This window comes from Marinobacter lacisalsi, assembly GCF_042651045.1.
Classification (GTDB): domain Bacteria; phylum Pseudomonadota; class Gammaproteobacteria; order Pseudomonadales; family Oleiphilaceae; genus Marinobacter; species Marinobacter lacisalsi.
Genome location: NZ_JBHSDI010000007.1, coordinates 110,756 through 132,569, shown reverse-complemented (window position 1 = coordinate 132,569; position 21,814 = coordinate 110,756). Strand labels below are relative to the sequence as shown.

Below are 21,814 nucleotides of genomic sequence, written 5' to 3'. Positions count from 1 at the left end.
GCCGGACGCAAAAACACTTGCCACGGGAAGATGGGGCAGGCAGCATTCCGGTTCCATACACAGAACAGGAAACTGATCATGACACAGGCTACCGCCCGCCATATCCTTGTTGACAGCGAAGCCAAGTGCGAAGAGCTCAAGCAAGCCATCGAGAACGGAAAAGATTTTGCCGACGTTGCCCGCGAGCACTCCAGTTGCCCATCTGGTCGCAACGGGGGCGATCTTGGTTCTTTCGGCCCCGGTCAGATGGTGCCGGAATTCGACAAGGCCGTATTCAACGGCGAGCTGAATACCGTCATGGGCCCGATTCGCACCCAGTTTGGTTATCACCTGCTGGAGGTGACCAGCCGCTCCTGATACCTGATGGTTGCGGCCCGGATTACCGGGCCCGGCGGAAGGTCAGGTTGAAGCGGACATGGCCGGTGGCGCCACACCGGCCATCCGGGACCGGCGCGATACCATGGTATCGAAGCCGGTCTTCCCCACCCCACACCAGTACGTCCCCGTGTTCCAGCCGCAACCTCGCTGGCGAACCACCCCGCTTGAGACCGCCCCACAGAAAGACTGCAGGCAACCCGAGAGACACCGAAACCACCGGCCAGTGGAGGTCCTGTTCATCCTTGTCCTGATGCAGCCCCATCCTGGCACCAGGGCGATAACGGTTAATCAGGCAGACATCCGGATCAAAGCCTTCAAAACCCGCCCTCGAGGCAACGTCACGGGCAAGCCCCGAAAATGAAGGAGGCATGGCCGGCCAGGGTCTGCCAGTCTCGGGGTCCACCGCGCTATATCGGTATCCGCCTCTATCAGTAATCCAGCTCACATCGCCGCAGCCAGTCATGGCAGCGGACATCCGGCGACCACCCGGTGTCTGCATCTGACGGAATGGCGACACGGCCGACACCCCCTCAATGCCATCAAGTAAATCCTGCGCCAACGGCAACGCATACTCCCGGAACAGGAAGGCACATGGCCCCAGCCGTTCCGGCCCTCCAGGCTCGTTGAGGATATCCTGATCTGTAAATAAATCCGGCACTGCCCACCTCTTTTTTTACAGCCGAAACTGACGCCCAGGGTCACTATACAACGCTGTGCGGCGCTCTCACGACTGGGTCGGTGCGCGCAATGCTGCCTCCATCACGGCAGGAACCGACCAGGAACGCCTTTGGTCAGCCCTGGCCTGAATTATGCTCGATAACCGGTAGGTGCCAGTTTCCCGGCAAGTCGTAAAATAAGTTGACATAATTGGGGAGTCATCATGACCATTGTCACCTCAAGCCAGCAGGCCGATCTTCTCAACCGGCTGTACGAAAACAAACAAAAACAGCTCATGGCCGCCAGCAAACAGGGCAACTCACTGCTATACCGTGTTCTGGAAGCCGAGGCTCGCGCCATCAGTGACGCCATGAATTCTGCCAGCCGTCGCTGATCCACCCGCCGCATCGATCGGGGGCGCTCCTGACAAAGACTGCCCCCCCCCGGCCACGGATGCATGGCACCCGGCCATCAACCTTGCCAGTGCCGGCACCTTCATCTTGCTGAACCCTGACCACAGACTTCCTCCGTTACATTGGCGTTCCCTGGCGCCTTTTTGAGTACCAAATTACCCGAGGCTCCCTTACCCCCGCAATTCAGTCAGGTCGGTAACGAATTACCTTGTATTTAAGTGAGACGCTTAACATAAACGTCTCATTGTGAAGGCATAATGTAGGCGAAGTGAAAGAGCCCCTGAAGAGGATCCGTGGCCTGGCCGTTGTCAGGCAACCGATTGTTTTCCGGGGCTCTTTCAGTGTAGCGATCTTGTTCATGCCCTTATTCGCGACAAGTCGTCCTTGGATGCGCAGGGTATGACAACCAACCGGTCGCCTCTGGTCGTCCGAACTGCAAACGTGGATTGCTCGCTGTAACGCAAACCGATCGCAGGAGACCGGAGTGGCTCCAGCACACAGGTGTGCCTTAAAACAAGCCACCCCTACAACGAAGCATGCCAAGGAGGCGTTCGTGAAACGAGAGAGAGAAGCACAACACCCCCCACTCAACCCCGGCCGTCGTCGGGTACTGGTGGGTTCCGGTGTCCTGGGCGCGGCCGCCGCGGTGGCGCCGGGACTGCTGGTGCCGGGCCGGGCCTTTGCCGACCTGGACAGCGGTGACGTCCAGTGGACCGCGGAACAGCTCAAAGCCGCGCTGGAAGCACTGCGCGACGATACCTTCTTCGGGCTGGTCGCCTTTGCCGTTCCCGGTGACGACCCCTACTCCCAACAACAGGGTGTCAGCACACCGATTCCGGGCGGTATCGGAACCCGTGCCGACCTGTATCTTGTCGGCGGTATCGACCGGGTCGTGCCCCTGCCGCCAAGGTTCATGAACCAGCTGCTGGCGGGCATCGGGGCTTACCTGGACGCCGCCCCCCTTGCCATTCCGGACGACGCCGCTGCCACCCTGGGCGAAAACGGCGAATGGATACTGGAAAATCTGGATGCGTCCCTGAGCCAATACCTGGAAGAGGAGGTTCCCAACTCCATCATGCTGTCCCTGCTCCTGAATCTGGTGGCCAACCAGGTTATTGAGCAACCGGGCACAGGGCCCTTTATCGCCCCCTTTTCCAACCTGACCTGGGAACAGAAAGGCCGGGTGATGGCCGCACTGGACGGGGAAGGTTCCTGGCTGAAGAACGCCCTGCAATGGACCATTGCCGATCGTGACTTCCGGGAAGCCGCCCCGGGTGTACTGCAGACATTCGTATCGTTCGTGATCCGGATTGCCAGCTTCGCCAGCTACAACGAATTCGCGGTATTTGATCCGGAGAACCTGACGGTTAGCCAGCGCCCGCTGGGCTGGGTACTCAGTGGCTATGAGCCGGACGCGCCGCCCCTTCCGGATGGCGGAGACGACTTTATCGGTTATTACCAGGGACGGAGGAGTGCAGACAATGCGTGATGTGATCATCATCGGAGCCGGCGGCGGAGGCCCCGTCGTCGCCAAGGAACTGGCCGAACGCGGCCTGGACGTACTGGTACTCGAAGCCGGCGCACGCCACGCCAACCCGGAACAGGAGTGGTCCTACCTCGAAAACCACATGAACAGTACCCTGACGGGCAAATTCCGGGTGGGCCCCTCAGACCCCGCCAAACCCGGCTGGTTCCGCGAACTGACAAAGCCCGGCAGCATCTCGCAGGTGGCGGGTGTCGGCGGCACTACCCTGCACTATTACGGCAACAGCCCCCGGGCCATGCCGGGCGTATTCGCTGGCTATAACGGTGCTGACCGCAATCTCTACGACACACGCTTCCGCTTCCCTTTCAGCTACGATGAAATGCGCCCCTACTATGAGTGGACCGAAGCCACTCTGCCCGTTCAGACCGCCGCCATGGGCAGGAAGGAGAAAGCGTTCTTTGATAGTGCAGAAGCGGCCGGCCTCACGCCCATCACCAGCAAGGACGTCACGCGGGCCGGCTTCCGCCCGCAGGAGAACGCCATCCTGCAGCCGGGAGGCAACGCCGGTAAGACCCGGGACAGCTCACAACTGCGCTACCCGGATGCCACTGGCTGCACCTTCTGCGGACACTGCTTCCAGGGCTGCCAGTTGCCCAAGGGCGCACCGCGGAACCTGAAAGCCCGTCGCTCCACCGACAACAGCTATATTCCCATGGCACTCACGGCGGACCTGTACAAGGCCGGAGGCAAAGCCATCACCCTGATCACAGACGCCTATGTCACCCGCATCCTCAGTGAAAGGCCGCGGTTCAGCATGACCCGGGTAGCCCGGGGCGTGGAATGGCGGGACACCAACACCGGTGACGTTCGCAGCGAAGAGGCCCGGGTAGTGATTATGGCCGGCGGCTGTATCGAAAACCCGCGCCTGTGGCACAACAGCGAGTTGCCGGACTTCAATGGCTGGGTCGGTCGGGGCCTGACGGATCACGCACTCGACTGGGTAGTGGGGCAATTCCCCCACGATGTCGGCGGAACCCAGGGCCCGGCCTCATCCTCACGGGCGGACTTCCCCGGCTATGGCTCTATCGAGAATACCGCCAACATGCCGGCCATCCACGCCAACAATCTGAGCGACAGCAACACCGGTATCCGCTCGCTGTACAACAATGGGCTGTCCAATACCGGCTCCTGGGACGGGCCCTCCGGCCGGGTCTATGGCACTGAACTCAAGGACATGATGTCGGATGCCAATCGCCTGATGGCGGTATTGATCCTCACCGATGACGATGTGGAATACCAGAACCGTGTGGATGTCTCCCGGGCGTTCACCGACGACCATGGCCCGGTGGCCCGGGTGCAGATGGAAAAGCGCAACCGCTCCAGTCGAACCATCCGCAACCGCAACTACCTTACCAATCGCGCCGCGGAAATCCTGCGGGCCGGCGGCGCCTCAAAAATCATCCGCCTGGACTGGAATCCGGTGCTGCTGCACATGCAATCGTCCATGCGCATGGGGAGCAGTGCCCGCAATTCGGTGCTTGATGAGAACTGCGAGGCGCGCGCGGTGGAAGGGCTTTACATTGCGGACCACTCCGCCTTGCCCAATGCCATCGGGGGGCCCAACCCCACCCTGACGTCCCAGGCGCTGGCTACCCGCACCGCCGAGAAGATCTTCCAGAAGTACTTTGACGGCGATCCCTGGGTTGGCCGTGAAACCCCGGTGTGCTCCATTGACGACGTCGTCACACAGGCCGTTATCGAACGGGGAATCTGACCTTGTTCCTCCGGTAACGACCTTGCAGTACCAGCCCGGCGCAGCCGGGCTGCCCTTCCTCCTCTTGCCGGCCCGGCACCTGGGCCGGCCTTTTTCTCTCCGCCCGCATGCCCCTGAATCACTTCCGAAAGCCTGCCGGATATCAGGATAAATACTTACATATTCAACAAGTTGGGAGTTAACGCCTCATTACCAAAGTGTACTTGGATTTTAACTTGGAACCTATTCGTTTTGATTTAGCCTTGAATGTGCGGGTCGGGCGACATAGCTCGTGCCCGGGTAGTAATATCATCCGATGACCCAGGGAGGTCTGTACTATGCGAATGACATCCGGTATTGCCTGTGTGACTGTTTTCACAACTGCCATCTTCGCGGCGCCAGCGGTCATGGCGCAGGGGAAGACAGAACGGGACAGCTCTGGCTTCTTTGTCAGTGGCAGCTACGGTGGTTATAAGGCCCACGGCGGAGAATTCGACGACGAACGTGATCTGTACGGTGTTTCCGCCGGTTACCAGTTCAACCCGTTCTTTGCCCTGGAAGCCGACTATATCGACTTCGGCAAGTTCGGCGAGGATGACGTCCGCTCCGATCTCAAGGGCCTGTCACTCTCCGCCAAGGGCCGGCTGCCGCTCACCGAAGCCTTTGGTATTTACGGCAAAGTAGGTGCCTTCGCCTCGGATATGGAGGTCAGCGCCTTTGACGAGGATGAAACCTACGACGAAGTAAGCCCGTTCGTCGGTGCCGGCGTCGACTTCATGGTCACCCCTTCCCTGACCGCCTTCGCCGAGTACAACCGCTACAATGTGGATGACGTGGACGAAGACGACTTCAACGGGCAGGTTACCAACGACGGGCCCGAATTCGACACCGCCCGCGTTGGCCTGCAATACATGTTCTGATCTGACCGGGAGCTGCCGAAAGGAAACCGGCAGGCCAGGCTCCTTCAGTAACGCTATGCTTGAAGGAGCCAGACGGGACACTAAGTGGCTCAGGTTTTCGGGCCCCAGTGTCCCGTTTTTACTTGCACGCCAATGCAACGGAGGAGTCGATGGATCAATCCGAACTGCCATTGATCGACCTGTTGATCCGTTTGTCCATCGCCACAGGACTGGGTTTCCTGCTGGGCATTGAGCGGGAGCTACGGGGCAAACCTGCGGGTCTACGCTCCCACATGCTGGTAGCCATGGGCTCGGCGGCTTTCGTCATGGTGGGCATGGAAATCCTGTACGCCACGGCTACTGGCGATCCATCCGCACGGATTGATCCCACCCGCATTGTTGAAGGTGTCGTCGGAGGCATCGGCTTTCTGGGCGCAGGGACCATCATCCAGGCCCGGGGCAACGTGCAGGGTATCACTACCGGCGCTTCCATCTGGATCGCCGGGGCCGTGGGTGTTGCCAGCGGGGTGGGCAACCTGCCTCTGGCCGGACTGACGGCTGCCTTTGCCCTGGCAACCATGACCATACTGGGTCTGTTCGAGAAGGAAGTTCTGGACGAATAGTGTGCCGTGCGGCTAAATCGCTGACCTACTGCGCGGGACACTAGTAGAAGTTGCCGACCAGCCGGGTACCGCCCAGCTGGTCCATCTGCCGCCGGATCCAGGACACCCGTTCCCAGACGTAGGGAGAAGGATGGCTGGCGTCAAACACCTTGGGGTTCGGCAACACCGCTGCCAAACGTGCTGCCTGGATGGCCGTCAGCTGATCCGCTGACACGCCGAAATGGGCCTGACTGGCGGCCTCGACCCCATAGAGCCCCGGACCGAATTCAGCCACATTGAGGTAGACTTCCATAATCCGCCGCTTTGGCCAGAGTCCGTCCATGGCCATTGCCAGCACAGCTTCGACACCCTTGCGGAAATAGCTTCGCCCGCCCCACAGAAAAAGGTTCTTGGCGGTTTGCTGGGTAATGGTGCTGGCACCACGCAGTCCATCGCCGTCCCGGAAGTCATTGACCGCCGCGACAATGGCGTTGGTATCGACACCCCAGTGGCTGAGGAAGCGCTGGTCTTCGCTGGCGATTACGGCCAATGGCATCCAGGGCGAGATCTCCTCCAGCGGCACCCAGGTCTGGCGAACGCCGGACGGCGACCCGGATTCGATCTGATAGCCCACGATAAAGGCGGTGGTGGGCGGATTCACAAAACGGAAGAGCAGCAGCACCAGCAGGGTCAGGCCGAGAACCAGTAGAACCAGGAGGAAAAGCCACCGCAGGGTGATCCTCACTACCTTCATCGGCTACTCGCCCCCAACATCCGGACAAGCTGGTTTCCCACCGAGGATACCGGCCCCATGATGGCGTCGTGGATGGCATCGCCAGCACTGGCGGTATACGCCTTCCCGGCGCCGGATTCCAGGAACCCGAGGTAGGCCTCCAGGTCCTCTTCCGAGAATGGCTCGTACATGGACAGGAACGCCAGATAGACCTGCTCCTGCACCTGACGTTCAATCGCCGGGCGATTACCCTCGATCTGGGCCCTTACCGATTCGGCGGAATCCTCCTTGCTCAGTGAAGCCAGAGACCCGGCCAGCTCGAGCTGAACGGCCATGGCGGTTTCCACAGCGGTGTCTGTGGCCCCCGTGGCCCGGTCATAGCGCGCAAACAGCGCCTCACGGGGGGTACCATTGAATTGATCCCGCAGAGAGGGCGCCGCCGCCCGGACAGATTCCCAGGCGGCCGGCGCTGCTGCGTCCGCCTCGGCTCCGGCGATGCGCTGGCCCAGGTCAGACTGGTACCAGGCCTGCACCACTTCCAGTTGCGACGTGTCCAGATCTTCCGCGAGGCCGGAAGCCAGGCTCGCGCGGATCTGCCGGGGACTGAATGCACGGCTACCAATGCCGGCGATGGTCTCGGCCACAAACGGGTCGACCTGCCCGGTACCAGCCAGCCCGTCACGAATACCGGCTTTCAGCATGGCCTGGGAGCGATCGGCAATCGCCCCCCAGAGGCGAAAGCCGCACCACCGACTCCGCCAGCGGTGACGCCTGCGCCACCGAAAGCAACAGGCTCAGCAATAAGCCGGCCATGAGTGCAAGCGCCGGCACCCGTGAAAATGACTGACGCATAACAATACCCCACCTGAAAATGTCAGGCCCGTTTATGCCATGCCCCGTCAACCCGGGCAAGGTAAAGCGGCGGGGTTTCCATGACGGTTTGGACACCTGGTGTCCCGTCAGGCTAGTTCGATGACCTGGTGCGAATTAGGCAAACGGAACACTTGCGGTAAACTGCTTCAGCCTGACCGGGCACGAACCAGAAGATTCTGCTGTGCGGTGCCGATGCGCCCCTGCTCATCGTAGACTTCCGACCACACCAGCCCTACGCCGCTGGGCTCAATGACCGTTTTGCTGTCCAGGGCCACCCATTCGGTTCTCGGCAGACGGTGCAGGTAGACGGTCAGGTCAGTGTTCACAAAGGTGTACTCCTCAACCGGCAGGATCCAGCTCAGGCCGTTGCCAAAATCCGACGCGGCAACAGCACGCATGGCCCCTGAAACCGCCTCCCCCGCCACCAGCGGATACTGCAACCGGAACCAGGCAGCGGCGGGCCCCGGCGCGACGGTCTGGCCCTGGGCCACCCGGATGTCCATGGCGGTGTAATGGAATGAGGCCACCTGCTCCATACCCGGCACCACAAAAGGTTCATGGCAACGGTCAGGGCCCGGCAACGGGTGCCCTGTCAGGCGGGGTTCTATGTCCAGGGACTCGGACCGCAGGAACAGTGCCACTGCCCTGGCTACCACGGTTTCGTCGTGCCTCAGGGACAACTCGACCCGCCGCACGGAACGTCCCTTGCCCATGCTGGCCTGCACCGTCAGCGCCGCCATGGGCACCGGGCGCACCAGCTCAAGGGTCAGCCGGGACAGGACCATGTCCGGGTCGTTCACCAGCTGCTCCGCATACCCCGTCAGTAACGCCGCCGGCGCGCCACCATGGAGGGCATCCGGACTCCAGGGCCCCCGCCCCAGCGCCGAAGGCACAAACACGTCCCCTTCCCGGACGAATACAGAATCCGCAGGAATATCGCTCATGGTCTACCACTCTGTTTGTCTGGAAGCGTCTGGATCGCACTCTCTGGTAGTTATACCACCGCCCTGCACCAGCCCCAAACGCAAAAAGGGCACCCCGGCAGGGTGCCCCTTGTTCTACGTGAGCCAGGAAAGCACATTTACAGGCTGGCGAGCGCGTCCTCAACAATCTGCATGCCTTCCTCGAGGACGTCGTCTTCGATGGTCACCGGCATCAGGAAGCGGATGGTGTTGCCATACAGCCCGCAGCTGAGCAGGATCAGGCCATGTTCCTTGGCGTAGGCAGTGACCTTGGCGGCCAGATCCGCCCGGGGTTCACGGCTTTGCTTGTCGGTCACCAGCTCGATAGCCGCCATGGGCCCCAGGTTCCGCACGTTATCCACATGCTCGAACTTCTCCTGCCACTGGGCAAAGTGTTTTGCCAGCTTCTCCCCCAGTGCCTGGCTCTGGCCCAGGATGTCCTCTTCCTCAAACACTTCCATTACCGCCAGGGCTGCGGCACAGGCAGTGGGGCTGCCCGTGTAGGTGCCACCCAGTGAGTTGGGGCCAGAGGCATCCATCACCTTGTCAGTGCCGACAATGGCGGAGATGGGCATGCCATCGGCCATGCTCTTGGCCATGGTCATGATGTCCGGCTCAACGCCGCTGTGTTCAATGGCGAACATCTTGCCTGTACGGCCGAAGCCGCTCTGGACCTCATCGGCGATCATCAGCATACCGTGCTCGTCACAGATCTCGCGGATCTTCTTCAGGAAACTGGCGGACGCCTGATAGAAGCCACCTTCACCCAGCACCGGTTCGATGACCACGGCAGCGGTGTCCTTCGGGTTGGCATCGGTTTTCAGCACCATCTTCAGGCCACGCAGCGCCTCATCTTCAGACACCCCGTGGTAAGGCACCGGGTAGGGAGCGCGAAATACGGTGCCGGGCATGGGCCCGAAGTCGGTCGCATAGGGGGCAACCTTGCCGTTCATGGCCATGGTCATGAAGGTACGGCCGTGATAGCCGCCATCAAAGCAGATCACATTGGTTTTGCCAGTGGCCGCGCGGGCGATCTTGAGGGCATTCTCCAGGGCTTCGGCGCCGGAGTTGGCCAGCATTACCTTGGCATGGCCACGCACCGGTACAACCTGACTCAGCTTTTCCGCCACCCTGACATAGCCCTCATAGGGCATGACGGTCTGGCAGGTATGCATCAGCTTATCCAGTTGTGCTTTCACCGCTTCAACCACTTTCGGGTGGCGGTGACCGATGTTAAGCACACCGATGCCACCAGCAAAGTCGATCATCCGCTTGCCATTGGCATCCCACAGTTCGGCGTTGCGGGCGTGATCCGCAAACTGTTGGTTCGGGCTGGCAGCACCAGCTGCTACATACCGTTCTTTCAGCTTCTGCAGTTCTTCGTTGCTCATGCGTCGCCTCGACGTTTTTCAGGATAGATTGGATGTGTCTTCAGTATGGTCGAAGGAAGGCCTGTCTTGCCACCCCGCCCGGACATAAATCCGCTGCCCGGAACCTTTCCATAAGTTTCTTTTATGTTTTGTTATCAGAATAATTCAGTTGATTGATTCGTTCGTCGGTTTCATAGTGAATCCACTGCACAGGATCTGATCAGCTCCCACTGTTCAGGCACCACTCATAAACGCTGACGCCCCGGAGGCAGATGATGGATTTCCAGTATTCCGACAAGGTGAAGGAACTGCGCCAGCAATTGCTGACGTTCATGGACGAGTACATTTATCCGAACGAAGAGCTCTACCAGCAGCAGAAGGAAGCCAATCAACAGCGTGGCCGCGCCTACGCCAAGGTGCCCATTGTCGACGAACTGAAGGAGAAGGCCAGGGCGCAGGGGCTGTGGAACCTGTTCCTGCCGGAGGAAGAATATGGCCCCGGTCTGACCAACCTGGAGTATGCACCGCTGGCCGAAATCATGGGTCGGGTTCTCTGGTGCTCGGAGGTCTTCAACTGCGCTGCGCCGGACACCGGCAATATGGAAGTACTGGCCCGCTATGGCAGCAAAGAGCAGCAGGACACCTGGCTGCAGCCCCTGCTGGACGGCCAGATCCGTTCATCGTTCGCCATGACCGAGCCGGCAGTGGCCTCCAGCGATGCCACCAATATCGAAACCCGGATCAAGCGTGACGGCGACGACTACGTGGTTAACGGTCGCAAATGGTTTATTACCGGTGGCTGCGCCGAGGAAACCAAGTTCTTTATCGTGATGGGCAAGTCCGACCCGGACAACGCCGACCGGCACAAGCAGCAGTCCATGATCATCGTGCCCAAGGACACCCCGGGCGTGACCATCGTCCGTGACATGCCGGTGTACGGGTACTACCACGCTCCCAAGGGTCACCCGGAAATCCTGTTCGATAATGTTCGGGTACCGGCAGCCAACCTGATCCTCGGTGAAGGCCGTGGCTTTGAAATCGCCCAGGGGCGCCTTGGGCCGGGCCGCATCCACCATTGCATGCGGGTCATCGGCCAGGCGGAACGGGCGTTCGAGATCATGTGCCAGCGACTGACCTCGCGGGTGGCCTTCCACAAGCCGCTGGCGGATCAGGGCGTATGGCGCGAGCGGATCGCTGATTGTCGCATTGCCATCGACCAGACCCGCCTGATGGTGCTGCAGGCGGCCCAGATGATGGACCTGGTGGGTAACAAGGTGGCCAAGCAGCAGATCGCCATGATCAAGGTGGCCGCCCCCGACATGGCACTCAAGGTGATCGACTGGGCGATCCAGGCCCACGGTGCCGGCGGCTACACCGAGGACTTCCCTCTTGCCGACATGTGGGTGTATGCACGCCACCTGCGGACGGCGGATGGCCCCGACGAGGTCCATCGCAACGCCATCGCCAAGGAGGTCCTGAAGGCCTACCGGTAACAATCGTCATGGCCCGGCAGGCACATCGCCGGGCCATGCACCAAGGCACGGATCCTTTAACGACATACTTCACCGTCCCGATTGTACCCGCCATAGTCACTGCGGTTCCGGCCCGCACCTGACCCTCCCCAGAGGGACACAAAGCGTTACTCCCTGTTACGGCACAGCCACTGACGATTAACTACAATTCACTATAATTAATCGTAATCCCACAAGACGGAGGACGACGCCCATGTCACCCGGCGCCGACCCCATTGACTGCTACAACCTGCAGGCGCTGTTTGACCTGTCCAACCAACGCTACTTCAACGGTACTCTGGAGTACGGTGAGGCGTTCGTTGTGCGTTACAGCGCTGCGGAGAGGCAGATGGGCCGCTTCCGTTACTGCGCAGACACCCTGCAGCCCCTGGCCATTGAGCTTTCCTGCCGCTTGCGGGACCACCCTCTGGCGTTACGCAGTGTGATGGTCCGGCAGATGATCCCCATGCTGGCACTGCAGAGCTACAGGGAGACCGGTGACGAGACCTTCCTGGATCGCGAGCCCCTCTATGGTCACCTGTTCATCGAGCCGGGCATCGGCGCCTTCTTCCTGTCCCAAATGGAGCATCTCAACCTGCTGTTCCCGGAACTCTGCCTGACCGTCAAGCCGCGCTTCGGTAGCGGCACCCTGTTCAATCAGAGCCTGATTCCAACCGCCCGACTGGTCATCATTCCCTCCGACCCTACCAACAACACCGGCGTCATCTATCGCCTGCATGACAAGGCTCCAACCCAGTGGCGGGAACTTCGGGAAATGGCATGGCTTCATCACAACGCCCATGAAATCAGCGTACTGCGTGTAGCCGGCGCCCTGGCCGAAGCACATCCGGTTCTGCGCAAGGATAATCAGCCCCGGGCCAATACCCGCGCGCACCTGGAAACGGACTTCGATCTGGTGGTCCAGGAGCTCCGTGACCACCGGCTGACCGCCGAGCTGTTACCGCCAGGCGTTCAGCCGGAAGCGGATGCTATCAGCGGGCAATTCGCGGCATGGCACCCCGCTGCCTACTCGGGCTACTGAGCCGGAGTTTCCCGGACCTCCCCGAAAGCCCCGATAACCTTAAGGCTGCCCGGGCGACAGGTCACGTCTAACGGCGTCTTTCCTGCCACGTCACCGTCCACGGTCACCGTCTTGATATGGCGGGTGGTGACATGACAGCGGGGAGAGGCCAGCTCCACCACGGTTTTGTTGTCCTTCGGCGTTCGCCCCAGTATGCGGGTCGTTATGAACGCCCCCATCAGGGTCAGCACCGAGGCCGGTCGCACGGCAATCACCTTCAGTTCTCCACTGGTCATACTGGCGCCAGGCACTACGGTACCGCCCCCGAAATAGCCGCCATTGGCAATGGCGATAGACAGCCAGCGACCGGATACGGCCGCCGAGTCCGTTGAGATGGTGGCCTGGAACCCACGCCTGGTAAATATCCGCCTGGCAAAGGACAGCAGGTAGCTGACCTTGCCCAGTCGCTTCTTGGCATCACCATTGGCGTTGGCGTCCCGGGCGGGCATGGTTCCCAGACCAACATGAATGACGTTCAGGCACAGGCCGCCCTCGAATTCCCCCTCCGCGACATCCACCGGGTGCGCACTATAGTCGACCAGTGCCTGGCAGATGGCATCCGGATCATCGTCTATCCCCAGGTTGCGAAAGAAATCGTTGGCGGTGCCCGACGGCAGCACAGCCAGGCTGGCGCCGGTCTCCAGGCAGAGGGCGGCGGCCCGGTTGATCGAGCCATCGCCCCCTGCCGCCAGGATACGGTCCCCCGACGCCAGATCGCGGACCCAGTCCTGATTGTCGAGGTCACAGCCTCTGGCGCCTTCGAGACCGACCCTGGCCAGGTGCTCCCGCCAGAATGCCTCGTTGCGCTCGCCATCGCCTGCCCTGGGATTGACCAGCAGCCAGTCTGTCATTCTCCCTCCGGGATCTCTGTCGTTAAGCGTCGGGCACCCCACCCTTCCATCACAGGTTAGCCCATCGGGCGACATGACAGAGGTGACAATCGCTTAAGGACGGCTGTCGATCAGTGCCGAGGTGTTTTCCCGTGCTGCCAGGTATCCGTGGCGCGGCCTGGTACCGGCGAAGGGCTGGGCCAGCCGGTTTTCGACACTGTTGTAGACTGTAGACGAAAAACAGGTTCGCCCTTGGCTTGGGTCAGGAAGGGGTGTCGACAGACCGGCAGCGGCTCAGGAAGCCGGGCTGGCGGGGCTGCCGACACTGGTCAGGGTACGCTCGAGGATATTGACAGGCTCTTCGGCCACCCGCTGCCGGATGTAGAAATCCACCAGCTTTTCAATGACAAAGCGCCGCACAGGCTTGTGATAGCAGGCCTGCATGCCCGCCTTCATACAACGCTCGCGGAACTCCGGGGTGTCATTGGTGCTGATCCCGATAATGGGAACATTTGCCGGCAGCAACGCCCTGAGCCGAATCTCGTGGGCCGTCTCGGGACCGTCAAGCCGGGGCATCTGGCCGTCCATGAGGATCATGTCCCAGTGCCCCCGCTGAACCGTATCCAGTGCTTCCATGCCATCGGCTGCGCTCACGGGTTCAACGTTCAGCCTCATCAGCTGTTTGCGCAGGATCATCCGGTTGATGGGATCGTCGTCCACCACCAGAACCCGGGGAGTGTCACTCCTGCCGAGGCAGGGGTCCGGGTCATGGGAAGCCGACGCCCGGACGGACCTGCCGGTCGGCGGCGCAGCGGCCGGCTCCGACGGCTTACGGCGCCGCCAAACCCGTTCATTGCCGAACTGCAGCATTTTGACCCAGAGGATCAACGCCGCTTCCAGAACCAGGATGCCGCCAATCAATACCAGGGGGCCATGGAAAGGCAGCGCGGGTTCACTCCAGGTGTCACCCGGTATGCTGAGACTATTCCAGATCAGCGCCGGCATAATGGCGGCCAGGGCAACCACCGAATAACTGACCACCCTGAACCCCCGGACGCCCTTTACCCAGGGGAGCCAGCGAATCAGCCTACTGGCGCTGTCCGGCAGCCACAATGAGCGGCGCACTCCAAACAGTGGTTTCCTGCGAGCTAGTCCCATTGCTGTCCTCCAACCTGGTCATCCGGTTCGCCGACAAGGCGTACCTGTAGCGCCCCGCCTGGTTGACTCGTCAAACCGACGGGAGACTCGCGACCCAAAATACCGGAGGCGCTATCTGACCCGGGACTGATGGTGGAAGGTCCATCTTCCCGGACAGATAACATGTCCAAGCCATGAATTTTGGTCCACTCAAGCTAACACCATGACCTTACGAAGGAGATAACATAAGTTATGGTGACAGGATTCCATGCTTTTACTTTTTGGAGTATGGACCCTTTGTAATAGAGAGTGAAAGAGGAACCCTACACAATTATCAAATTGGCCGTGACTGTCACATAAAAAGGGGAGCTCATGACGACAAGTTGTATTATTCGCCACTTCGAGCACTATGCCGAACTGGCAGGGGATGACCACGATCTTCTGACGTCCCTCGAGAAGAGCCCCCAGGATTACCCCAGGAATACGGTTATCTGGAATCAGGGCCAGCAATCGGAGCACTTCTTCACGGTTCAGTCAGGCTGGGCCTGCAGTTATCGCAATATGGAAGATGGCTCACGACAGGTACTTGATCTATATGTACCCGGTGACATCATCGGGCTGCGGGAATTCGCTTTCCGGCGCCGGGTGTCAAACCTGATGGTAGTGACCGACGCCCGTCTCTGCCCGTTCCCGAAATACCATCTTTCCGAGGTCTTCCAGAGCTCCCGGCTACTGTGCAATCTGTTCTTCCTGATCGCCGCACGGGATCAGGCCGTCCTGGTGGAACGGCTTATCAACCTGGGCCGCCGTACTGCCCGGGAGAAAGTTGCCCACTTCCTTCTGGAAATGGGGCACCGCCTGGATAAGGCCTGCATGGACGTCTATGACTGCAACCATCTCCCTCTTACACAGGTATTGCTCGCCGATGCCCTCGGACTGAGCACCGTCCACCTCAACCGCACGCTGCAGGAGCTGAAGCAGGAGCGGCTTGTCTCGCTGGGCCCCGACGGTACCACTCTGCTTGACCGGGATGGACTGGTGGAGGTGGCCGGATTTGACCCGGAATACCTGCAGGAGGATGTCGACGGCATGCTGAAATCACTGGGCAAGAATGTCTCCCCGATGGTCTGACGCAGGGATACTGGTCGTAAAGTTGTACGAGGTATAACCTGAAAACCACAGTCAGGGTCGGCCTGCAGGCGTACCGAGCCGTGTACTGGCCACTCCCTGTTTTCTTCCCGGAACGGAGCCAACATGGTGTCGGACATGAACCCGGTATGGCTGGGTGCCCTGGCAAGCCTTCTGGCTGGAATGGGCACCGGGCTTGGCGCTCTCGGGGTATTCCTGATACGCCGGCTGTCACCACGGCTGGAAGATGCGCTTCTGAGTGCCGCGGCCGGCGTCATGCTGGCGGCCTCGTTTTTCTCACTATTGCTGCCGGGCATCCAGTATGGCGAGGCCATGACCGGCCGGACCTGGCTGGCATCGCTCATCGTCATCGCAGGGCTGCTGATGGGTGCCGGGGTCCTTTATTGGCTCTACCGGCGCCTGCCAAGCGACAGCGAGAGCCTGGTTTCCCCTGGCCCTCATGCCCCTGAGATCAGACATGTGCATCGCATCTGGCTGTTCGTGATAGCCATTGCACTGCACAATTTTCCCGAAGGCATGGCGGTGGGCGTTGGTTTCGGTACCGGAGATCTGGGCAAGGGTACGGCCCTGGCAATCGGCATCGGGCTGCAGAATATTCCCGAAGGTCTTGCGGTCGCCGTATCACTGCTGGGTATCCGTCACTCCCGTACCCAGGCTTTCCTGATCGCGTTTCTTACCGGCCTGCTGGAGCCCCTGGGTGGGTTGTTCGGCAGCACCATGGTCTGGCTGGCCCAGCCGATGATGCCCTGGACCCTGGGCTTTGCCGCCGGCGCCATGCTGTTCATTATCAGCGACGAAATCATCCCCGAGACGCACCAGAGGCCCTATAAAACCCTGGCCACGTTCTCCCTGCTGGCTGGCTTCGTCATCATGATGTTCCTGGATGCAAGCCTCGGGTAGCCTCTGCCAGAAGACACATGACCGGACTGTATTGATCAAAAAACAGAGATCAGGTAATAATTGGCTGTACAAAATGTTACCTGGTCTTTACTTTTCTCAAACAGACGCATTCGCCAACAACGTCTAGTTTTTACCCATATACAACAACAATAGGCCGGAGATACCACACCTCCGGTACGGGAGTAATCACATGCCAGCACCTGTTGATCATCTTCAGGAGCGTGTCGTCGATGCCAGCGAATCACTGGCCGACATCATGCCTTCAGCCATTACCCTGTCCATGATGCTTCGCCACCGGAATATGGCCACCTGGCTCCGGGCCGAGTTCGAGGGCTACGACAAGGCCGCCGAACTCCCCACCTATCGACACGACGTCAATGGCCACATCGTGGCACGGTCTCCCCAGTACGGCTGGATACCAGCCCCTATCGACCGTCAGCAACTGGAACAGTTCGGCCACCTGGACCTTCGTGACAATGTGCCGAGCCTGGAGCAGACCTGTTTTAACTGTAAAAAAGGCAACGGCCACCGCATCAGCCTGCCAGGGGAGCAGTTGCTGGACCTTCAGCAAAAGATCAACCTGTCGGCGGAACTGGCCATCAACATCAGCCGCAGCACCTACTGTACGGTACTGAAAACCATCCGTGGCGGCCTGTATCTGTGGACCTCCGCTGTGCTGGAATCGGGCCTGTCCGGTGACCACAATACCTTTAGCAAGGAGGAAAAGGAGAAAGTTGCCTGCCTGGATAACCCAACCCGTTTCTGGCGGGAAGCCATGGCATCGCTGGATGAGCTGCCGGTTCCCAATCCTCGCGAGGCGGGTTTTCTGGAACGGATGTTCGGTCGGACGGGCTGATAGGGTTATCTGAACGCCAGGCTCGGGGGTCAGATCGAAAAACGTGACGGGGCTATCAAAAGCCAGCGATCCCGGTAACACATTTTACAGTTGAAGGCAGTTTCGGGGTCACTGGCTATTTATAATGTGGATACACTATCCACCATTGGCTGGTCCAGAATGCCTTCGTTGTTCCGAAAATCCCCCCGCCGGAAAAAACCGTCGAGCGTCGTTACGACCCAGCGACAGGTCGATATTCCCGCATCCCGGGCACGCCTCGGGATGCACGTGGTAGGACTGGACCAGCCATGGGAAAAGGTTCCGGTACTGTTCCAGAGCTTTGTCATAGACGAACCTGAACAGGTGGAGATCCTCCGCACCCATTGCCAATGGATCACGGTGGAGCGCACCGCCTATACCGAACAGGTTGCCGAAGAAGCCGCGGCCCACCGGAAGGCCATCGCCGCCGGCTCCGATTTCGAAGCGGAACGCCCACTCTCGGAAGAACTCCCTCATGCCCAAAGGCGCTATCAGCAAGCCCAGCATTATGTCGATGCCCTGTTACGAAAAGTGGCCGACGGGCAGAGCCTGCCCCTGAAAGAGGCCAGGGTTGTTGTCCGCAACTTCATCACCAGTATCAGCAGCAACCCGAATGCCATGTTCTGGCTGTCCCGGATCCGACACCGGGACGCCTACACTGCCGAGCACTGCGTGCGTGTTGGCATACTGTCCATCACCTTCGGGCGCTTTGTCGGGCTCGACAATACGCAACTGGAAACCATCGGCCTCTGCGGCATGCTCCACGATGTTGGCAAAATGCGGGTGCCCCCCGAGGTACTGAACAAGCCGGGGGCGCTGGACACCCGGGAGTGGCAACTGATGCGCCGTCACCCGGAATACGGTTTCGAGTTACTGGGTTCGGAGCACGAACTGGAACCGGATGTGCGCAACGCCGCCCTTTCCCATCATGAGCGACTGGATGGCAAAGGTTACCCACAGTCGCTCACTGGAGCTGCCATCAGCCAGTTCACCCGCATCGTTTCCATTGTCGATGCTTATGACGCCATCACCAGCGACCGGGCCTACCGCCCGGGCATCCCCACCTCCGAGGCGTTGAAAATCCTGTACAACAACCGTGGCAACCAGTTCGATGACCAGCTGGTGGAAGCCTTCATCCGCATGATCGGCATCTACCCCCCCGGCAGCCTGGTAGAGCTGAACACCGGCGAGGTGGCGGTGGTTCTTGCCACCAGCGCCCGGCAGAAACTGCTTCCGCTGGTAGAAGTGGTCCTCGACAGTGGCGGGCACCGCTGCCTTCCCAGAGTGCTCAACCTGAGCGAAAGCCCCTCTACAGGCGACGGTAACAGCTACCGCATTCACAAGGCCCTGCCCGATGGCGTATCCGGATTCGATCTGGCCGAACACATACGCCATCAGGCCGATGCGGGAGCTGCCGATCCACTCCCCCCTACACCAGGGCGCCGTTAACCATGGCTCTCAGCTCTTCCCGCACCGGATAGGAGGAGGACGGCATCAACTGGGTCATGAATACCATCACCATCTCCTCCACTGGATCCACGAAGAAATTGGTGCTCGCCAATCCGCCCCAGCCGTACTCACCAACCGATCCGTTGGTATAGGACTTGGTGACATCCGTTTTCACGGAGAAGCCCAGGCCAAAACCGTTACCTTCATAGGGCGTTTCGCTGAAGGCGCCGATGGAAAGCCCGGGCAGATCCTGGTTGCCCGGCAGATGATTGGAGCGCATGAATTCCAGGGTCTTGCGCCCGATGATGCGTTGGCCTTCCAACTGACCGCCCTGGCACAGGGCCTGGGCAAAACGGAAATAGTCATCGACAGTGGACACCAGCCCGGCACCACCAGACAGGAAGTTGGGACGATGACGATAGCGTGAAGTCTCCGGGTCATCCTGAAGTTTCATGGTGTCTCCCGGCTGATACAGGTAACAGGCAGCAAACCGGTCCATCTGGTCATCCCTTACCTGGAACCCCGTATCCTTCATCTGCAGCGGGTCGAAGACGTGCTCCCGGAAATAGTCGTCCAGCGGTTGGCCAGACAGCTGCTGCACCAGATAGCCGAGCACATCCGTGGCCACCGAGTAGTTCCAGGCAGTGCCGGGGTCAAACTCCAGCGGCAGCTCCGCCAGATGCTCAACCAGCGACTCCAGGGTCAGATCCCTGCCGCCATCAAGTTTCAGGGTGCGATACGCTGCATCCACATTGGAGCGGAACAGGAAACCGTAGGTCAGCCCTGACATATGGGTAAAAAGGTCCCGGATCGTCATGGTGGTGGCAGCCGGCCGTGTCAGGAAGTTGGGATACACGCCACTCGCATACACCCGCCGCTGTTTCCACGACGGAATATATTTGTGCACCGGGTCATCCAGCAGGAAACGCCCCTGCTCATACAGCTGCATCATGGCAATGGAGGTGACTGGCTTGGTCATGGAATAGATGCGAAACAGGGTGTCACGCTGGGCCGGCTTGTCCCGCTCCACATCCATCAGCCCCTGGGCCTTTACCCAGGCAATCTCGCCCTTGCGGGCCACCAGGGTAACCGTGCCCGGGAATTTGCCGGGGCGGATATAGTTCTCATCCAGATGACGGGTGATGTTCTCAAGGCGGTCCAGGGAAAGACCAGCGACTACATTCGGTTCTGACATGGAGGTTCCTGTTATTTTTCGAGGGTTGGTGACAAAACGCCGTTGAACCGGACTCACACCGGTACCATATCATTCAGGTAGCAGTCAGCTTATTTCATAGGGTAAAACAGGAGAAGCCCTTGCGCCTTGTTTTGACACTGTTTTTACTGCTGGGCACTGTGGCAGTAACCGGTTACGCCCATTGGCAACTGTATCGCCAGGTCAACGCCCTGCCCAGCCGTTTGCTTGGCCATATCCTGCTGGTGCTGGTGGCCACCGCCTTTGCCTGGGTGGTGTCCTCCGTCTATATGGGAGCCGAGGAAGGGGGCGAAATGGCAGCCTTCCTGATGGCGTTCGGGGTGGCTCATATGCCACCGGCCATCGTTCTGCTCCTGAAGCAGCAGGAAAAGAAATAAAGCCGGGATTGCACCAGCCCGCTGCCGCCCGTAAGATTGTCGATACTGTACATATAAACAGTATCGGGTGACCCTATGAAAAGCCGCGGCACGGCCATGAACCCCCACAATCGCTTCCAGCCACTGGCCACTGACCGTGAACGGGATGACGGCTGGTACCAGGATCCGGACGATGACCTTTGCCCGGACTCCATGGCCACAGAGGTGGTAGACGAACAGGTACGCACCATCATCAGCCGCAACCAGTCACCGGATGTGCCCTTTGACCGGTCCATCAACCCCTACCGTGGTTGCGAGCACGCCTGCATTTACTGTTTCGCCCGGCCCACCCATGCCTACTGGGATATGTCGCCGGGCCTGGACTTCGAGACCCGGCTGATCGCCAAGCCCAATGCCGCCGAACAACTGCGACGGGAACTTGACCACCCCGGTTACCGGCCGGCTACCATAGCCTTGGGCGTTAACACCGACGCCTACCAGCCGGTGGAACGCCAGCGCCGCATTACCCGGCAGTTGCTGGAAGTGCTGCTGGAATACCGTCACCCGGTATCGCTGATCACCAAGGGTGCGCTGATCCTGCGAGACCTGGACCTGCTGGAGGAGCTGGCAAGCCACGGGCTGTGCTCGGTCCGCGTCAGCCTGACGACCCTGGACAACTCCCTCAAGCGCACCATGGAACCGCGTACCGCGGCCCCTGCCACGCGCCTGAAGATCCTGCGGGAACTAACCGCAGCCGGTGTGCCCAACGGCATTATCATGGCCCCGGTTATCCCTTTCGTAAATGACCATGAACTGGAGCATATCCTGGAGGCGGCCGCCAACGCTGGCGCCAGCCGGGCAAGCTGGGTCATGCTGCGACTGCCCCTGGAGCTGGATGAGCTGTTCCAGGACTGGCTGCAGCGGCACTTCCCCCAGCGAGCCGGGCACGTCATGAACCGCATGCGCGACCTGCGCGACGGCAAGACCTACCAGAGCGAGTTCGGCAAGCGGATGACCGGTTCAGGGCCTTACGCGGACCTGATACGCCAGCGATTCAACCGTCAGGTTCGGGCCGTGGGCCTTAACCGGGGGGAGGAACCCGCCCTGCGCACCGACCTGTTCCGGCGGCCCGCAGGGGAGCAGATGGGGTTGTTCTGAACAAGCTCCCGGCAGACTGGCTGCCGGAAG

At 60.3% G+C, this 21,814-nt stretch carries 22 protein-coding genes; 14 read left to right on the top strand and 8 right to left on the bottom strand.

Annotated elements, in window-relative coordinates; all coding sequences use genetic code 11:
- Positions 1-78: 78 nt before the first annotated feature.
- A complete protein-coding gene (locus tag ACFOZ5_RS04185; RefSeq protein ID WP_379885623.1) occupies positions 79-357 on the top strand; it encodes a peptidylprolyl isomerase in 279 nt (92 codons plus the stop codon).
- A gap of 22 nt (positions 358-379) precedes the next feature.
- Here the strand turns inward: ACFOZ5_RS04185 and alkB are convergent, their stop codons facing one another.
- Positions 380-1,036, bottom strand: a complete 657-nt coding sequence (gene alkB / locus ACFOZ5_RS04180) for a DNA oxidative demethylase AlkB (RefSeq protein WP_379885621.1) — start codon at positions 1,034-1,036, stop codon at positions 380-382.
- Between the two features lie 222 nt (positions 1,037-1,258).
- On the opposite strand from alkB, the gene ACFOZ5_RS04175 reads away from it, so the two are divergent.
- From ACFOZ5_RS04175 to ACFOZ5_RS04155, 5 genes are all read left to right on the top strand, one after another.
- The gene (locus tag ACFOZ5_RS04175; RefSeq protein WP_379885619.1) at positions 1,259-1,429 is read left to right on the top strand and encodes a hypothetical protein; all 171 of its coding nucleotides are present in this window, start codon (positions 1,259-1,261) and stop codon (positions 1,427-1,429) included.
- 572 nt (positions 1,430-2,001) lie between these two features.
- Positions 2,002-2,937, top strand: a complete 936-nt coding sequence (locus ACFOZ5_RS04170; RefSeq protein ID WP_379885617.1) for a hypothetical protein — start codon at positions 2,002-2,004, stop codon at positions 2,935-2,937.
- Positions 2,930-4,708 (top strand): GMC oxidoreductase, encoded by a 1,779-nt coding sequence (locus tag ACFOZ5_RS04165; RefSeq protein ID WP_379885615.1) that lies wholly within the window; start codon positions 2,930-2,932, stop codon positions 4,706-4,708. The genes ACFOZ5_RS04170 and ACFOZ5_RS04165 overlap by 8 nt, the downstream gene beginning before the upstream one ends.
- Before the next feature lie 317 nt (positions 4,709-5,025).
- Positions 5,026-5,607 carry an outer membrane beta-barrel protein gene (locus tag ACFOZ5_RS04160; protein ID WP_379885613.1) on the top strand — a complete coding sequence of 194 codons (582 nt, stop codon included), beginning with the start codon at positions 5,026-5,028 and terminating at the stop codon, positions 5,605-5,607.
- 149 nt (positions 5,608-5,756) lie between these two features.
- On the top strand, positions 5,757-6,209 hold the full coding sequence (locus ACFOZ5_RS04155; RefSeq protein ID WP_379885611.1) for an MgtC/SapB family protein: 453 nt from the start codon (positions 5,757-5,759) through the stop codon (positions 6,207-6,209).
- 40 nt (positions 6,210-6,249) lie between these two features.
- Here the strand turns inward: ACFOZ5_RS04155 and mtgA are convergent, their stop codons facing one another.
- The 4 genes from mtgA to gabT all read right to left on the bottom strand — a co-directional run bounded on the left by mtgA (position 6,250) and on the right by gabT (position 10,147).
- Positions 6,250-6,942, bottom strand: coding sequence for a monofunctional biosynthetic peptidoglycan transglycosylase (mtgA, locus tag ACFOZ5_RS04150; protein ID WP_379885609.1), 693 nt, complete (start codon positions 6,940-6,942; stop codon positions 6,250-6,252).
- Positions 6,939-7,622: a DUF2059 domain-containing protein gene (locus tag ACFOZ5_RS04145; RefSeq protein ID WP_379885608.1), complete on the bottom strand. Its 684-nt coding sequence runs from the start codon at positions 7,620-7,622 to the stop codon at positions 6,939-6,941. Before ACFOZ5_RS04145 ends, mtgA begins: the two co-directional genes overlap by 4 nt.
- Before the next feature lie 318 nt (positions 7,623-7,940).
- A complete protein-coding gene (locus tag ACFOZ5_RS04140) occupies positions 7,941-8,738 on the bottom strand; it encodes a thioesterase family protein (protein ID WP_379885606.1) in 798 nt (265 codons plus the stop codon).
- A gap of 137 nt (positions 8,739-8,875) precedes the next feature.
- A complete protein-coding gene (gene gabT / locus ACFOZ5_RS04135; protein WP_379885604.1) occupies positions 8,876-10,147 on the bottom strand; it encodes a 4-aminobutyrate--2-oxoglutarate transaminase in 1,272 nt (423 codons plus the stop codon).
- Positions 10,148-10,401: 254 nt separating this feature from the next.
- Between gabT and ACFOZ5_RS04130 the strand changes: the two genes are divergently transcribed.
- Together ACFOZ5_RS04130 and ACFOZ5_RS04125 are read left to right on the top strand one after the other, a co-directional pair.
- A complete protein-coding gene (locus ACFOZ5_RS04130) occupies positions 10,402-11,619 on the top strand; it encodes an acyl-CoA dehydrogenase family protein (RefSeq protein ID WP_379885877.1) in 1,218 nt (405 codons plus the stop codon).
- 232 nt (positions 11,620-11,851) lie between these two features.
- Positions 11,852-12,679, top strand: coding sequence for a hypothetical protein (locus ACFOZ5_RS04125; RefSeq protein WP_379885602.1), 828 nt, complete (start codon positions 11,852-11,854; stop codon positions 12,677-12,679).
- Here ACFOZ5_RS04125 and ACFOZ5_RS04120 read toward each other — a convergent pair.
- The gene (locus ACFOZ5_RS04120) at positions 12,673-13,569 is read right to left on the bottom strand and encodes a diacylglycerol/lipid kinase family protein (RefSeq protein WP_379885600.1); all 897 of its coding nucleotides are present in this window, start codon (positions 13,567-13,569) and stop codon (positions 12,673-12,675) included. The two genes, ACFOZ5_RS04125 and ACFOZ5_RS04120, sit on opposite strands and share 7 nt — an antisense overlap.
- 273 nt (positions 13,570-13,842) lie before the next feature.
- Entirely contained in the window at positions 13,843-14,706 is an 864-nt protein-coding gene (locus ACFOZ5_RS04115) for a response regulator (protein ID WP_379885598.1), read from the bottom strand.
- Positions 14,707-15,057: 351 nt separating this feature from the next.
- On the opposite strand from ACFOZ5_RS04115, the gene ACFOZ5_RS04110 reads away from it, so the two are divergent.
- From ACFOZ5_RS04110 to ACFOZ5_RS04095, 4 genes are all read left to right on the top strand, one after another.
- The gene (locus tag ACFOZ5_RS04110; RefSeq protein ID WP_379885596.1) at positions 15,058-15,816 is read left to right on the top strand and encodes a Crp/Fnr family transcriptional regulator; all 759 of its coding nucleotides are present in this window, start codon (positions 15,058-15,060) and stop codon (positions 15,814-15,816) included.
- A gap of 123 nt (positions 15,817-15,939) precedes the next feature.
- Positions 15,940-16,734: a ZIP family metal transporter gene (locus ACFOZ5_RS04105; RefSeq protein ID WP_379885594.1), complete on the top strand. Its 795-nt coding sequence runs from the start codon at positions 15,940-15,942 to the stop codon at positions 16,732-16,734.
- Between the two features lie 190 nt (positions 16,735-16,924).
- Positions 16,925-17,590, top strand: coding sequence for an AbiTii domain-containing protein (locus tag ACFOZ5_RS04100; protein ID WP_379885593.1), 666 nt, complete (start codon positions 16,925-16,927; stop codon positions 17,588-17,590).
- A gap of 159 nt (positions 17,591-17,749) precedes the next feature.
- On the top strand, positions 17,750-19,057 hold the full coding sequence (locus ACFOZ5_RS04095; RefSeq protein WP_379885591.1) for an HD-GYP domain-containing protein: 1,308 nt from the start codon (positions 17,750-17,752) through the stop codon (positions 19,055-19,057).
- Here ACFOZ5_RS04095 and ACFOZ5_RS04090 read toward each other — a convergent pair.
- The gene (locus ACFOZ5_RS04090; protein ID WP_379885589.1) at positions 19,038-20,252 is read right to left on the bottom strand and encodes a serine hydrolase domain-containing protein; all 1,215 of its coding nucleotides are present in this window, start codon (positions 20,250-20,252) and stop codon (positions 19,038-19,040) included. The genes ACFOZ5_RS04095 and ACFOZ5_RS04090 overlap by 20 nt on opposite strands.
- Positions 20,253-20,371: 119 nt before the next feature.
- Between ACFOZ5_RS04090 and ACFOZ5_RS04085 the strand changes: the two genes are divergently transcribed.
- Entirely contained in the window at positions 20,372-20,647 is a 276-nt protein-coding gene (locus ACFOZ5_RS04085) for a hypothetical protein (RefSeq protein WP_379885587.1), read from the top strand.
- A 75-nt stretch (positions 20,648-20,722) separates the two neighbouring features.
- Positions 20,723-21,784 carry a PA0069 family radical SAM protein gene (locus ACFOZ5_RS04080; protein ID WP_379885585.1) on the top strand — a complete coding sequence of 354 codons (1,062 nt, stop codon included), beginning with the start codon at positions 20,723-20,725 and terminating at the stop codon, positions 21,782-21,784.
- Positions 21,785-21,814: the final 30 nt, after the last annotated feature.